13 protein-coding genes are annotated in these 13,896 nt (G+C 69.1%); 7 read left to right on the top strand and 6 right to left on the bottom strand.

Annotation, left to right across the window (positions count from 1 at the left end; genetic code table 11):
- Nucleotides 1-31: 31 nt before the first annotated feature.
- Complete coding sequence (locus P2Q00_RS06205) at nt 32-751, bottom strand: SDR family NAD(P)-dependent oxidoreductase (protein WP_275770337.1); 720 nt, start codon at nt 749-751, stop codon at nt 32-34.
- A 109-nt stretch (nt 752-860) separates the two neighbouring features.
- On the opposite strand from P2Q00_RS06205, the gene P2Q00_RS06200 reads away from it, so the two are divergent.
- The gene (locus P2Q00_RS06200) at nt 861-1,559 is read left to right on the top strand and encodes a TetR/AcrR family transcriptional regulator (protein ID WP_275770335.1); all 699 of its coding nucleotides are present in this window, start codon (nt 861-863) and stop codon (nt 1,557-1,559) included.
- A 162-nt stretch (nt 1,560-1,721) separates the two neighbouring features.
- On the opposite strand, the gene P2Q00_RS06195 is transcribed toward P2Q00_RS06200, so the two are convergent.
- A complete protein-coding gene (locus P2Q00_RS06195) occupies nt 1,722-2,300 on the bottom strand; it encodes a YceI family protein (protein WP_275770333.1) in 579 nt (192 codons plus the stop codon).
- A gap of 101 nt (nt 2,301-2,401) precedes the next feature.
- Between P2Q00_RS06195 and P2Q00_RS06190 the strand changes: the two genes are divergently transcribed.
- From P2Q00_RS06190 to P2Q00_RS06165, 6 genes are all read left to right on the top strand, one after another.
- Nucleotides 2,402-3,259, top strand: a complete 858-nt coding sequence (locus P2Q00_RS06190; protein WP_275770331.1) for a helix-turn-helix domain-containing protein — start codon at nt 2,402-2,404, stop codon at nt 3,257-3,259.
- Between the two features lie 300 nt (nt 3,260-3,559).
- Nucleotides 3,560-6,163 carry a rifamycin-inactivating phosphotransferase gene (gene rph / locus P2Q00_RS06185; protein WP_275770329.1) on the top strand — a complete coding sequence of 868 codons (2,604 nt, stop codon included), beginning with the start codon at nt 3,560-3,562 and terminating at the stop codon, nt 6,161-6,163.
- A gap of 224 nt (nt 6,164-6,387) precedes the next feature.
- Entirely contained in the window at nt 6,388-7,326 is a 939-nt protein-coding gene (locus tag P2Q00_RS06180; RefSeq protein WP_275770327.1) for an ABC transporter ATP-binding protein, read from the top strand.
- Nucleotides 7,323-8,162 (top strand): ABC transporter permease, encoded by an 840-nt coding sequence (locus P2Q00_RS06175; RefSeq protein ID WP_275770325.1) that lies wholly within the window; start codon nt 7,323-7,325, stop codon nt 8,160-8,162. The genes P2Q00_RS06180 and P2Q00_RS06175 overlap by 4 nt, the downstream gene beginning before the upstream one ends.
- A 52-nt stretch (nt 8,163-8,214) precedes the next feature.
- A complete protein-coding gene (locus P2Q00_RS06170; RefSeq protein WP_425579495.1) occupies nt 8,215-9,468 on the top strand; it encodes a sensor histidine kinase in 1,254 nt (417 codons plus the stop codon).
- Nucleotides 9,465-10,133, top strand: coding sequence for a response regulator (locus tag P2Q00_RS06165; protein WP_275770321.1), 669 nt, complete (start codon nt 9,465-9,467; stop codon nt 10,131-10,133). Before P2Q00_RS06170 ends, P2Q00_RS06165 begins: the two co-directional genes overlap by 4 nt.
- Before the next feature lie 105 nt (nt 10,134-10,238).
- Here the strand turns inward: P2Q00_RS06165 and P2Q00_RS06160 are convergent, their stop codons facing one another.
- From P2Q00_RS06160 to P2Q00_RS06145, 4 genes are all read right to left on the bottom strand, one after another.
- Nucleotides 10,239-10,664, bottom strand: a complete 426-nt coding sequence (locus P2Q00_RS06160) for a hypothetical protein (protein ID WP_275770319.1) — start codon at nt 10,662-10,664, stop codon at nt 10,239-10,241.
- Between the two features lie 309 nt (nt 10,665-10,973).
- On the bottom strand, nt 10,974-12,065 hold the full coding sequence (locus P2Q00_RS06155; protein WP_275770317.1) for an ABC transporter substrate-binding protein: 1,092 nt from the start codon (nt 12,063-12,065) through the stop codon (nt 10,974-10,976).
- Between the two features lie 65 nt (nt 12,066-12,130).
- Complete coding sequence (locus P2Q00_RS06150) at nt 12,131-13,009, bottom strand: ABC transporter permease (protein ID WP_275770315.1); 879 nt, start codon at nt 13,007-13,009, stop codon at nt 12,131-12,133.
- A complete protein-coding gene (locus P2Q00_RS06145) occupies nt 13,006-13,866 on the bottom strand; it encodes an ABC transporter ATP-binding protein (protein ID WP_275770313.1) in 861 nt (286 codons plus the stop codon). Before P2Q00_RS06145 ends, P2Q00_RS06150 begins: the two co-directional genes overlap by 4 nt.
- Between the last annotated feature and the right edge of the window lie 30 nt (nt 13,867-13,896).

Genomic DNA, 13,896 nt, shown 5'->3' with positions numbered 1-13,896 from the left:
TGCGATGGCATTCAGGGGCACCGAGACTGTCTCAGCCGCTGAAGACGAGTTCGGCCTGGTCGCGCTTGGTGGTGTGCAGCTCCCAGTAGACGGGGGAGATGTCCTCGGGCTGGATCACCGGCCGGCCGGGGATGAGGGAGACGGCGATCGACACGTCGATGCCGACGTGAGCGGCCTGAATGCCGGTTCCGTCCAGTTCCTTGTGGAGGTTGACCGCCCAGTTGCGCAGCGCCGCTGCGGCGGCGTTGACGTTGCCGACCACCGGCACGGGGTCGAGGGAGCCGGCGCCGGTGGTGTAGAGCAGGGTGCCCGCGCCGGCCTCGCGCATCGCCGGCAGCACCGCCTTGGTGGCGGCGATCGCTCCGTAGAGCTGGAACTCGATCTCGTGCTGCACATCGGACGGGTCGCTCTCGGCCGGAGTGGTCAGCACGACCGAGCCGAACGTTCCCAACGGGGAGTACTCCAGGACGTCGATCCCGCCGAACCGTGCGGCGGCGTCCTTGAGCGCCTGGGTGAGTGCGCCGCGGTCGAGTACGTCGGCGGGGAACGCGGCGGCATTGATGCCCTCCGCGGTGAGCGTGCGGACGAGTCCGTCGAGCTTGTCGCGGTTGCGGGAGATCAGGGCGACGTCGAGCCCCCGGGAGCCGAAGGTACGGGCGATGGCCAGGCCCAGCTGGGGGCCGGCTCCGACAATGGCGATGCTGGTCGCAGCGATCCTTTCGTAAAAACCTGAGTCGGCGGTAACACGCACATCTGGATAGGTCTATCCGATTCGACATCCGGATAGGTCTATCCGGTTTGGCTGGCACCACGCTACCATCACAAGTGGATAGGGCAATCCGATTGATAGGCTGGCCCGTATGACTCCTGGCGCCCAGCACCCCGACGACACCGCCGCGCAGCCCCTGCGCAGCGATGCCGAGCGCAACCGGGGGCGGATCATCGCCGCCGCCCGCACGGTGTTCGCGCGGGACGGGCTGGGGGCGTCGATGGCGTCCGTGGCCCGGGAGGCAGGCGTGGGGATCGCCACCATGTTCCGCCGCTTCCCCACCAAGGAGGAGTTGGTCGCCGCCGTCTTCGCCGACCGCATGGACGCCTACGCCGACGTGGTCGCCGTCGCCCTGGACGACCCCGACCCCTGGCACGGCTTCGTCGGCTACATCGAGACCGCCTGCGCGATGCAGGCCGCCGACCAAGGCTTCGCCGACGTCCTGACCACGACCTTCCCCACCGCCAAGGCCATGGAACAACGCCGCAACGAGGCGTACGAGGGCATGGTGCGGCTCATCGACCGCGCCAAGGCGACCGGCCGTCTGCGCGAGGACTTCGACCCCTCGGACCTGGTGCTGATCCACATGGCCAACGCCGGCGTCGTGGGTGCCACCGGCGACGCCGCCCCTGACGCCTGGCGCCGCGTCGTCGCCCTGTTCATCCAGTCCTTCGAGGCCCCGGCCCGCGGCCCCCTGCCTCCCTCACCCGAGCATGAGGCCCTCTACCGGGCGATGCTCCGCGTCGGCCCGACGGGCCTCAATGCACCCGCCCCGGGCAAGACCGACTGACCCCAGGAGCCGAACCACTGCGCCGAGGTGAAACAGTGCGGTGCCCCGCGGCGAATCCCGATGCTGCAGGCGAAAACTCAGCGTCGATGCCGGCTCCCGACGGACAGCACGAAGCCCCGCCCTCCGGTGCGATCGGAGAGCGGGGCTTCGCGGTGTTCTCGATCAGCCACCCTGACCCTGCGGTCCCACGAACTGCATGTCCAGATGAATCCTGACGACATCACCGAGGAGCCCGGCCCCGAAGTCCAGCCCGAAGTCGCTGCGCCGGATCTCACCCGTCGCCTCGAACCCTGCGTGCTTCCTCTGGTCCAGAGGGTGGTCCACCACCCCGCCGAACTCGACGGCGAACGTGACCGGGCGGGTCACGTCCCCGATGGTCAGGTCCCCCGCCATCGTCCAGTCCTCGCCCGCTCCGGACACCCGCGTCGAGCGGAACGTCATCGTCGGCCGCTTCGCCACGTCGAGCAGCTCGGCCGAGCGGGTGTGCGCGTCGCGGTCGGAGTTCCCGGTGTCGATGGAGGCGAGAGCGATCTCGGCGCTCACCCGCACGTCGGCAGGGGTCTCACCGACGTACAGCCCGGTGCTGAACTCGGTGAAGCGGCCGCGCACCTTGGCGATCCCGAGGTGGCGGATGGTGAAGTTGACCGCCGAGTGAAGAGGGTCGAGTTCCCAGTCGCCGGGGGAGAGGGGCAGCGCGGCGACGGAAGTGGCAGTGGTGGTCGGGGAGTTGTCATTGCTCATGGCGTCATCGTGCAGGCTCCGTGGCGGGGGAGGGAGGCCGGGCGAAGAGTGGTAGTGGCAGGGCCATCCTCCAGGGCGGCACGCGTTGTACGGTTCGACAGGTGAACGACAACGAGCTGGGCACCTTCCTGCGCACCCGCCGTGAAGCTGTCACCCCCGCCGAGGTGGGCCTGCCCACGGGCCCCCGCCGCCGCACGCCGGGGCTGCGCCGGGCCGAGCTGGCCACCCTCGCCGGCATCAGCGTCGAGTACCTCACCCGGCTCGAACAGGGCCGCGACCGCAATCCCTCGCCCAAGGTCCTCGCCGCAATCGGCGACGCCCTTCACCTGCCGACGGCCGACCGTCTCCTGTTGCACCGCCTGGCCAAGGAGCACGGCGCGGACAAGGAGCTGTGCCAGTCGGTCAGCGCACCGCCGGTGCGCACGGTGCGGCCGACCCTCCGGGCGCTGCTCGACCGCCTGGAGCCTTCGCCGGCCGTCCTGCTCAACTGGATCGGCGACATCGTGGCCTGCACACAGGGCTACGAGCGGTACGCCCGCCCGCTCGGCCTGCTCGACGGCGACCCGCCGAACATGGTGCGGTATCTGTTCACCGATGCCCGGGCCCGCGCGGTGTACCCCGGATGGGACCGGCTGGCGGACGAGCAGGTCGCCCATCTGCGCCACGAGTCCTCGCTGCACGAGCCTCATGTGACCGCGCTGGCCGAGGAGTTGACGGCGGCGGTGGGGACGCCCTTCAGTGACCGGCTCGCCGCTGTACCGGTCACGCCCGCCCGCTTCGGGACCGAACTCGTCGACCACCCTCAGGCGGGCCGCCTGCGCCTGTCGTACGAGACACTCGCGCTCCCGGACGAAGGTCAGCGCCTGGTGGTGCACCTCCCGGTCGACGAGGCCACGGCCACCGCGCTCGACCGTCTCAACGGCCGCAGGCCGGGAGCGCTGCGCGCGGTGAGCGGCTGACCTTGCGGTGCGGTCGACAGCTCATTGGACGGCGAAAGGCCCAGTGGACAACAAAGGGCAAGGAGAGCTCTCTCCTCGCCCTTTCAACGTATAGCGCGCTGGGGGGCTTGCCGCAAGCCCCGGTGTATGGCGCAGAATCGTCGGCCGAGGCTACAACCTGCGGAAACGGGGGCATGACGTGCGTGTGTTGTCGACGTATGGGGGACGCGGTGACGTCGAACAAGGGACAGAGGTGGAGGCGCCGGTGAGTCGATCGGCCGCCGCGGTACAGCGGCGCACGGCTGCCTCGGAGGTATCGCAGTGACTGTGCGGTACGTGCTGGATCTTCAAGAGGTCGACGAGACGCAGGTCGCGGTCGTCGGCGGCAAGGGCGCGCACCTGGCCGGGCTGTCGCGGATCGAAGGCATCCGCGTGCCGGGGGGCTTCTGCGTGACGACGGACGCCTTCCGGCGGATCATGGCGGAAGCGCCGTCGATCGACGATCAGCTCGATCGGTTGTCGCGCCTTGACCCGGACGACCGGGAAGCGATCCGCACGCTCAGCGCGGAGATTCGTCGGACCATCGAGAGGACTGCCGTCCCGGGCGATCTCGCGGCGGCGATCACCCGCGCGCTCGCCCGGCTCGGCGAGCAGGCCGCCTGCGCCGTCCGCTCCAGCGCGACGGCAGAGGACCTGCCGACGGCCTCCTTTGCCGGCCAGCAGGACACGTACCTGAACGTGGTGGGGGCGACGGCGATCCTCCAGCACGTCAGCCGGTGCTGGGCCTCGCTGTTCACCGAACGGGCCGTGATCTACCGCCGGCGCAACGGCATCGATCACCGTACGGTCCACATGGCCGTGGTCGTCCAGCAGATGGTCTTCCCGCATGCGTCCGGCATCCTGTTCACGGCCGACCCCGTCACCGGCAACCGTACGGTCGCCACCGTGGACGCCGGCTTCGGCCTCGGCGAGGCCCTGGTCTCCGGCCTGGTGAACCCGGATGTCTTCAAGGTGCGACACGGCGAAGTCGTCGCCAAGACGATCGCCGCCAAACAGCGGGCCGTGCACGCCCTGCCGGCCGGCGGCACGCAGGAAGTGGCGATCGACTCGCAGCGGCAGGAGCAACCGGCGCTGACGGATGCGCAGGTGGTGCGCCTCGTGCAGCTCGGGCGGCGGATCGAAGCGCACTTCGGCCGCCCGCAGGACATCGAATGGTGCCTGGTCGACGACGGCTTCCAGATCGTTCAGAGTCGGCCCATCACGACGCTGTTCCCCATCCCCGAGGCCGGTGACCAGGAGAACCACGTCTACGTCTCCACCGGCCATCAGCAGATGATGACCGACCCCATGAAGCCCCTGGGGCTCTCCGTCTGGCAGCTGACGGCCATGGTGCCGATGCACACCGCCGGCGGGAGACTCTTCGTCGACGTCACCCGGCGCCTGGCCTCGCCCGCGAGCCGCGCCGCCCTCCTGGACCTCGTGGGGAGAGGCGATCCGCTGGTCAGGGACGCTCTGGAGACCGTCCTCGACCATGACGATTTCGTCCCCTCGCTCCCGGACGCCGATCCCGGCGGGATGCCGGCCGGCGGTGCGTCCGCGCCGACCGAGCCCGATCCGTCCATCGTCACCGAGCTGATCGAGCGCAGCCAGGCGTCCATCGCCGCCCTGGAGCGCGACATCCGGACGAAGACCGGACCGGCACTGTTCGACTTCCTGCTGGAAGCCTTCGAGGAGCACAAGCGAAACCTCGGTGATCCGCTGAACATGCAGGCGATCATGGCGGGAATGGAGGCCACGTGGTGGCTCAACGACAAGCTGCAGGAATGGCTGGGCGAGAAGAACGCGGCTGACACGCTCACGCTGTCCGCCCCCGACAACGTCACGTCGGAGATGGGACTGGCGCTGCTCGACGTCGCGGACGTGATCCGCACGCAGCCGCAGGTGGTGGCGTTCCTCCAGGGTGTCGGCGTCGAGGACGAGGGCTTCCTGGACGAGCTGGCGAAGCTCGCGGGCGGGACCGAAGCGCGCGACGCCATCGAGGCCTACCTCGACCGGTACGGCATGCGCTGCGTCGGCGAGATCGACATCACGAGGCCACGGTGGCGGGAGCGCCCCACCACGCTCGTGCCCGTGCTCCTCGACAACGTCAGGAACTTCGCCCCGGGCGCCGCCGAGCGGCGCTTCGAGGAAGGCCGGCAGAAGGCGCGGAAGAAGGAACAGGACGTGCTGTCACGCCTGCGGGCCCTGCCGGACGGGGATCGGAAAGCCGACGAGACCAAGCGGATGATCGACCGGGTCCGGACCTTCATCGGGTATCGGGAGTACCCGAAGTACGGCATCGTCAGCCGCTACTTCGTCTACAAACAGGCCCTGTTGGAGGAGGCCGAGCGCCTCGTGCAGGCCGACGTGCTTCCTTGGAAGGAGGACATCTTCTACCTCACGTTCCAGGAACTCCACGAGGTCGTGCGTTCCCACCACGTGGATGGCCGGCTCATCCAGCAGCGCAAGGACGCCTTCCGGTCGTACCACGCGCTCACCCCGCCCCGGGTGCTCACCTCGGATGGTGAGGCCGTCACCGGGGCGTACCGGCGCGACGACGTGCCGGACGGCGCCCTGATCGGCCTCCCGGTCTCCGGCGGGACCATCGAGGGAAGGGCCCGCGTCATCCTCGACATGGCGGAGGCCGATCTCGAAGCGGGCGACATCCTGGTCACCGCCTTCACGGACCCCAGCTGGTCGCCGCTGTTCGTCGCAGTCGCAGGCCTGGTGACGGAGGTGGGCGGCCTGATGACCCATGGCGCGGTGATCGCCCGCGAGTACGGCCTGCCGGCCGTCGTGGGCGTGGAGCGGGCCACCCGGCTGATCCGGGACGGACAGCGGATCCGCGTCCACGGAACCGACGGGTACGTCGAGATCCTGTCCTGACCGACCTCGCGCCGGCGGCAGCCCCAGTCCCGCTCCGCCCGCTCCGTTGCCGATGACGTAGACCCGTGCGCGAAAGACACCGCAGGTAGCCGGGTGGTACCGCGGTACTACGCGCACGGCGCGGTTCAGCCTTTCGGTACCACGGGAGCGGGCGAATCGGCGCCTAGCGTTGCCGGTGCGGCGTCGGAAACGTGTGGCGCCGGAGGCCGACAGGAAGAACGCGCATGATCGACGCACGGCAGTTGACCAAGAGGTACGGCGAGAAGACGGCCGTCGACGGGCTGGACTTCGACGTGAAGCCGGGTACGGTGACCGGCTTTCTGGGGCCCAACGGTGCGGGAAAGTCCACGACGATGCGCATGATCGTCGGGCTCGACGCCCCGACCAGCGGCTCCGTCACCGTCAACGGCCACCGCTACGCCCGCCACGCGGCACCGCTCCAGGAGGTCGGTGCCCTCCTGGAAGCGAAGTCGGTCCACCCGGGCCGCTCGGCGTACAACCACCTCAGGGCCCTCGCGCTGACCCACGGCATTCCGCGCCGCCGGGTCGACGAGGTCATCGACCTCGCCGGGCTGGGCAGTGTGGCGAAGAAGCGGGCCGGTGCCTTCTCCCTCGGGATGGGCCAGCGGCTGGGCATCGCGGCGGCTCTGCTGGGCGATCCGCAGACGGTGATGCTGGACGAGCCGGTCAACGGGCTGGACCCGGAGGGCGTGCTCTGGATCCGCAATCTGCTCAAGGCGCTCGCCGACGAGGGCCGGACCGTGTTCGTGTCCTCGCACCTGATGAGCGAGATGGCCCTGGTGGCGGACCATCTGATCATCGTGGGGCGTGGGCGGCTGCTGGCCGACACGACCGTGGGGGACCTGATCCGCGAGGCGGGCGGCGACACGGTGACGGTCGCGACCCAGGACCCGGCGCGGCTTCGGGACGTACTGGCGGGGCCGGGCGTCGACATCACGGGACGCGTCGGCTCCGAGGAACTGCAGGTGACCGGGCTGACCGCCCGCCAGATCGGACTGACGGCGGCCGAGCACCAGATCCCGCTGTTCGAGCTGAGCGCGCGGACGGTGTCGCTGGAGGAGGCGTTCATGGACCTGACCAGGGAGGCCGTGGAGTACCACGGATCCACGACCGGGATCGAGACCCTCGGGAGGCCGGCATGAGCACCCTCACCGCAACCGCCGAGGAACCCCGCACCGCCCCCGCCCGCCCCGTCTACCGGGTGACCGGACGGCGCGTGCTGTCCTCGGAGTGGGCCAAGCTGTGGTCCCTGCGTTCCACCTGGATCACCCTGGGGCTGGGGCTGCTGTTCCTGGTGGCTTTCGGTCTGATCGCCGCGAGCCGCTACAAGTCGGGGATCAACTCCGGCCACATGGACCGGGACTTCGCCTCGTCCACGGCCGTGAGCCTGTCCCTCTTCGGTACGAACTTCGCCCAGCTGGCCCTCGGTGTGCTCGGTGTGCTGGTCACGGCGGGGGAGTACTCGACCGGCATGATCCGCTCGACGCTCGCGGCGGTGCCCCGCCGGCTGCCCGTGCTGTGGTCCAAGGCGGCGGTGTTCGGGCTGGTCGCGCTGGCGGTGGGAACGCTGGGCGCGTTCGTCGCCTTCCTGTTCGGCAGCGGGATCGTCTCGGGCACGCCCGCGGCCATGGGCCTTTCGCACGCCGGTGTGCTGCGCAGTCTGCTGGGCGCCGGACTGTATCTCGGCCTGGTCGGCGTGATCGGCGTCGCCCTGGGCGCGCTGCTGCGGTCGGTGGCCGGCGGGATCTCGGTCCTGGTGGCCGCGCTGATGCTGATCCCGGGACTGATCTCGCTGCTGCCGAGCTCCTGGCAGGACAACATCAGCCCCTACCTGCCGTCCAACGCGGGGGAGTCGATGTTCGCCCTGACCCATGACTCGACGACCCTGTCGCCCGGCGCCGGGCTGCTGGTCTTCCTGTGCTGGACGGCGCTGGCGCTGGGCGGCGCGGCGTACCGGCTCGCGCGCAGCGACGTCTGACGCCCGGCACCATGGACAGGTGACGTCCGTGACCACCGAAGACATCAGCGGGATGGGACCGCTGGTCGCCCGTCTTTCCCGGGGCGGCCAGCGGTTGCGGCAGGCCGACCGGACACATCCATGGGTGCTGGACACCGCGGTCGTGGTCGTGGTCTTCCTGATGTTCTGCCTGCCCGACCTGCTGCATGGCGGTGCCGGCGACGGCGACGGGCCGCGCCGCTTCCGGCTTGCCTTCACCCAGCTGTCCGTCGCGGGAATGCTCGCTCTGCAGGCCGGACTGGTACTGCCCCTGCTGTGGCGGCGGCGCAGGCCCCTGGCCGCCTTCGGTGCCATCGCCGCGGTGTTCGTCCTGCAGTGGTCGATCGGCGCGGCGCTGCGCGCGGACGTCGCCCTCTTCATCGCCCTGTACAGCCTGGCCCTGCACGGTCGGCTGCGGCAGCTGCCGTGGGCCTGCGCAGCCATGGCGGGCGCCATGGTGCTGGTCGCCGTACGGGTGTCCGCGGCCGTGTCCGTCTGGGACGCTCTGTTCTTCCTGCTGAGCACGACGACCGCGGCCCTCGCGGTCGGCCTGATGATCCGCATCCGCCGGGCCCAGCTCGCGGGGCTTCGGGAGCGGGCCGCCCGGCTGGAGATCGAGCGCGACCAGCGCAGCAGGCTGGCCGCGGCCACCGAACGCACCCGCGTCGCCCGGGAGATGCACGACATCGTCGGCCACAACCTGTCCGTCATCATCACGCTCGCCGACGCCGGCGCCTACGCCACCGACATCGCACCCGAACGCGGCAAGGAGGCCCTCCAGCTCATCGGGGACACCGGCCGGCAGGCCCTCGGCGAGCTGCGGCGCGTACTGGGTGTGCTGCGCGAGGCGGCAGACGGTCCCCAGGGCGGGCCCGAACTCAGCCCGCAGCCCGGCATCTCGGACATCGATGCACTGTGCGCCAAGGTGCGCGCCGCCGGACTGGAGGTCGTCTACCGCACCTCCGGCGACATGGACGCCCTGGACAGCGGGGTGCAGCTGACGGCGTACCGCATCGTCCAGGAAGCGCTCACCAACACCTTGAAGCACGCCGACACCGACACCCGGGTGCACCTGGCGATCATCGAGACGGACACCCGGCTGACCATCCGGGTCCAGGACACCGGCCCGGCCGCACCGCCGGGACCGCACGAGGAAGGACACGGCCTGGTGGGTATGCGGGAACGGGCGGCCCTCTACGGCGGAACCGTCAGCGCGGGACCGGCGGGCGGCGGAGGGTGGAGCGTCGAAGCCGTCCTCGACCTCACGCCCCAAGGCGGTGTCCGGTGACCACCGTGCTCATCGTGGACGACCAGCCGCTGCAGCGCTACGGCTTCCGCATGCTCCTGGACTCCGTCCCCGAGACCGAGGTCGTCGGTGAGGCCGCCCACGGCGCCGAGGCCGTCCGCAAGGCCGCCGAACTGCGCCCGGACGTCGTCCTGATGGACATCCGGATGCCCGGCATGGACGGCATCGAGGCCACCCGCCGCATCGTCGCCGCCGGCGACCGTTCGCGCGTCCTCGTGCTCACCACCTTCGACCTCGACGAGTACGTCCACGCCGCCCTGCGCGCCGGTGCCAGCGGCTTCCTCCTCAAGGACGCGCGCGCGGAGGAACTCCTCGCCGGCATCCGGGCCGTCGCCGTGGGCGACGCGGTCATCGCGCCCGCCCTCACCCGCCGCCTCCTGGACGAGTTCGCACGCTACGTCCCCGCCCACCGCGCAGATGCCGCCGAGGACCCGAGGCTGAGCTCCCTCACCGACCGCGAGCGCGAGATCCTCGTGGCCGTCGGCCAGGGCTGGACCAACGGCGAGATCGCCACCCGGTTCGTCCTGTCCGAGTCCACCGTCAAGACCCACGTGGGCCGCGTCCTGGCCAAGATCGGAGCCCGGGACCGCATCCAGGCCGTGATCTTCGCCTACGACCTCGGGCTCGCCCGGCCCAATGCGGACTGAGTCGGTGCGCGGGGCCGGGCGACCCGGGCGCTCCGCCTGCCTTGTTTCTCCTGACACTGATGCCCCGCCGGAGAGTCCGGCGGGGCATCAGTACAGTCGATCTACTTAGAAGTACAGGTACGCGGTGGGAGTGCTGTGGGTGCCATTGATGCCGTATCCAACGACTTCCAGCACCTTGGAGTACTGGCTGGGCAGAAGCTTGTAGACCGCGTTCGCGGTTTCAGTCGCACCGCCGTACGAGTAGACCTTCTTGTACTGCTCATTTCCGCTCTTGTCGATCCAGACGACCTCGACGTACGCCTCGGAGCAGTAGATGGAATTTGCCGACGAGTCCCCGATGAACACATAGCCCCCGTACGTCGAGCTGTACGAAGAGTGCCCGCTGACGGTGACCGTGCAGTTCCCGTACGACACGTTCTTGCTCTGCGAAGGGTAATTCACGCCGGACGCGAACGCGCTGGTCGCCGCCAGAGTAACGGCTGCACTGGACACACCGACGACCGTCAAAGCGCGCTTGATGCTTTTCAGCATTCCTTGTTCCTTTCTCTGGGCAGGCGAGAAAGAACGCCCCCCGTTGGATTTCCGCTCGGATACTTCCGAACATGATTATTCTGTGGCATTCTCATGCCTCTTTGCAAGAGGTATGGGGACTTGGGTATAGAGGCTTTACGCTTGCTTGATCACTCATGCCGAGGGTAATGCTGACGCATTATTACTCTCGCAATTTCCCGAACAACACGAAGGTCTGCACGAGAATCCACGACTCCAAATGCGACGGCGCGCTCGCGGGGCCGTTCAGGTTTCGGTCACACCTGCACGGCCCCATGAGCGCGGTCCGACTCAGCCGTTCTGGCCCGCCGGGGTCGTGGTGGTCTTGAAGCCCTCGGTCTTGTTGGCCTTCAGGGCGAACTCATTGGTGAACGTCGTGCCGAGGTTCACCGACGAGGTCGCGTGGCCGACGAGTTCCTCGCTCGCCAGAACGGTCTTCGGGCCGCCGGCCGGCATGATGCCGTCCGGAAGGAACTGTCCCTTGTCCTGGTCCAGGGCCTTGATGTAGTCGGCCTTGGTCACCAGCTGGTTCGACACGTACGACTGCGGCAGCTTGTTCGCGATGTCGGCCGCGCTGTGCGTGTTGATCCAGTGCATGGTGGCGACGAGCGCGTCGACGACCTTCTGCGCCGCGTCCTTGTGCGAGTTGACCCAGCTGGTCTGGGCGAGGACGGTCGCGGCCGGCCAGGTGCCGCCGAGTGCCTCCTTGGCGCCCGCGGTGGTGGCCAGGTCGATGGCGGAGGCGCCGATGCCCTTCTTCTCGATCGCGGCCACCGTCGGCTGCGTCGTCATGACGCAGGCGGTCTTGCCGTTAAGCAGCGCGGCGATGGCCGTGGCGCCCTGGCTCACGCCGATCCGGCTGAACTGGTTGGCCTTGACGCCCTTCTGCGCGCCCATGAACTGGGTGAGCATGTCGGTGCCCGACCCGATGTCGGTGACGCCGAGCGTCTTCCCCTTGAAGTCCGCGCCGGAGTGGACGCCGCTCTTCGGGACACACATCTCCCGCTCGCCCGGCGCGCCGGACAGCTGAACGATGCCCTCCACCGCCTTGCCCTTCACCTGGAAGTCGATGGTGTGGACGTACCAGGCGCCCGCCATGTCCACCTGCCCGGAGGCCAGGGCGTCCTCAGCGCCGAGACCGCCCTGCTGCTCGGTGCTCAGCGAGACGTTGACGCCGTACTTCTTGTAGAAGCCGAGGTTCTGGGCGAGCTCGTAGGGGAGGTAGATCTGCTTGTCGATGCCGCCGACCATGAGCTTGACGGTCGGGACGGAGCCGGAGCCGCTCTCCTCGGAGGTGCTGGAGTTGCTGGAACAGGCGCTGACGGCGCCCAGGGCGAGAACGGTGAGGAGAGACGCGGCGACGGCGACGGGTCGTCTGGACATGGCTGGCCACATTCCTTTGCTGAGGTGTTACTGGGGGGACGAGGTATTGCTGGGGAGGGGCTGCGTCAGAGGCTGTTGGCCTCGGACGAGGCCGGCGGACGCCAGGCGAGCAGCCGGTGTTCGAGCTTGCCGATCAGCCACTCGGCGCCGAGTACGATCACCGCGATGACGACCATGGTCGCGAACACGCCATCGGGGTCGAAGTTGTCCTGCGCGGTCTTGATGACCAGGCCGAGGCCCTTTTGCGCGCCGAGCACCTCGCCGACCAGTGCGCCGACGATGGCGAAGCCGAAGGCGCTGTGCAGGCTGGCGATGATCCAGGTGAGCGCGGAGGGCACGATGACGTGCCGGATGATCTGCAGCTGGGAGGCGCCCAGCACCTTGGCGTTGGCGAGGATGTTGCGGTCGACCTCACGGACGCCCTGGAAGGCGTTGAAGAAGACGATGAAGAACACCAGGACCGCGGCGAGCAGGACCTTCGGGAGCGTGCCGATGCCGAACGCGATCATGAAGATCGAGCCCAGGACGATACGCGGGATCGCGTTCACCACCTTGATGTAGGGACCGAGCACTTCGGAGAGGTAGCGGCTCTGGCCCAACGCGATGCCGAAGACCACTCCGGAGACGGTCCCGAGGGCGAAGCCGATGAGCGCCTCCTGGACGGTGGTCCAGATGTCCGCGTAGTAGGACCCGTTCTCGGTGCCGTGCTGGAAGAGGTCGACCAGCCGCTTGGCTATGCCGGTCGGCTGCCCGAAGAAGAACTTGTCGACGATCCCCCAGGTGGTGAACGCCTGCCAGCCGCCGATGACGATGGCCGCGAGGACGAGGCGGCCCGCCCACGTCAGCGCGACGCGCCTGCGGACCTTGCGCTTGGCGCCTGCCGCGGCCGACACCGGTGTGCCGTCCTTGACCGGGGCGGCGGAAGCGGTGGATGTCGTACTCATGCCGTACCTCCTGCGGTGCGTGCGTAGGCGCGCTCCACCTCCTCGCGCAGCGAGTCCCAGATCTGGTGCTGAAGTTCGATGAAGCGGGGCTGGAAGCGGATCTCCTGGACCGAACCGCGCGGGCGCGGCAGGTCGATGTCGAAGATCGCCTTGACCGAGCCCGGGCTTGACGTCATGACGACGACCCGGTCGGCGAGCGCCACGGCCTCGTCGAGGTCGTGGGTGATGAAGATGACCGACGGACGGATCTGCTCCCACAGGCCGAGCAGTTCGGTGGACATGATCGCCTTGGTCTGCACGTCCAGTGCGCCGAACGGCTCGTCCATGATCAGGATCTTGGGTTCGTTGATCAGCGCCGCGGCCATCGCCACGCGCTTGCGCATGCCGCCGGAGAGCTGATGCGGGTAACGGTCCTCGAACCCCGTCAGACCCACCCGGCGCAGCCAGTCGCGCGCCGAGGCCTGCGCCTTCTGCTTGGGGACGCCGCGGAAGACCGGGCCCATCAGGACGTTGCCGAGGACGGTCTTCCAAGGCAGCAGCGCGTCGCTCTGGAACATGAAGCTGACGCCGTCGGTGACCCCGTCCACCTCACGGCCGCCGACCTTGACCGACCCCTCGCTGGGCCGGTCGAGCCCGGACACCATGCTCAGCGTCGTGGACTTGCCGCAGCCCGTCGGGCCGACCACCGCGCAGAACTGGCCCGGCTCCACGGTGAACGAAACGTCCTGCAGTGCCGTGAACACCTCACCCGCAGGGGTCAGAAAACGTTTGGTGAGCCCTGAAATCTCGACTCGCGCACTGTCCGGGCCGATCTTCTCGGCAACGGAGCCAGTCGCGGCATCGTTTCGCGAAGCCATCTGAGGCCGTCTCCTTCCTAACCTCGGAGG

This window comes from Streptomyces coacervatus (genome assembly GCF_029223485.1).
In the GTDB taxonomy this organism is placed as follows: Bacteria; Actinomycetota; Actinomycetes; order Streptomycetales; family Streptomycetaceae; genus Streptomyces; species Streptomyces coacervatus.
This window is presented reverse-complemented; position numbering and strand designations above follow the sequence as displayed.

Coding starts and splice junctions, on each gene's coding strand:
- P2Q00_RS06155 (WP_275770317.1), bottom strand. CDS start 12,065: ATGTCCAGACGACCCGTCGCCGTCGCCGCGTCTCTCCTCACCGTTCTC.
- P2Q00_RS06145 (WP_275770313.1), bottom strand. CDS start 13,866: ATGGCTTCGCGAAACGATGCCGCGACTGGCTCCGTTGCCGAGAAGATC.
- P2Q00_RS06195 (WP_275770333.1), bottom strand. CDS start 2,300: ATGAGCAATGACAACTCCCCGACCACCACTGCCACTTCCGTCGCCGCG.
- P2Q00_RS06160 (WP_275770319.1), bottom strand. CDS start 10,664: ATGCTGAAAAGCATCAAGCGCGCTTTGACGGTCGTCGGTGTGTCCAGT.
- P2Q00_RS06175 (WP_275770325.1), top strand. CDS start 7,323: ATGAGCACCCTCACCGCAACCGCCGAGGAACCCCGCACCGCCCCCGCC.
- P2Q00_RS06150 (WP_275770315.1), bottom strand. CDS start 13,009: ATGAGTACGACATCCACCGCTTCCGCCGCCCCGGTCAAGGACGGCACA.
- P2Q00_RS06200 (WP_275770335.1), top strand. CDS start 861: ATGACTCCTGGCGCCCAGCACCCCGACGACACCGCCGCGCAGCCCCTG.
- P2Q00_RS06180 (WP_275770327.1), top strand. CDS start 6,388: ATGATCGACGCACGGCAGTTGACCAAGAGGTACGGCGAGAAGACGGCC.
- P2Q00_RS06170 (WP_425579495.1), top strand. CDS start 8,215: ATGGGACCGCTGGTCGCCCGTCTTTCCCGGGGCGGCCAGCGGTTGCGG.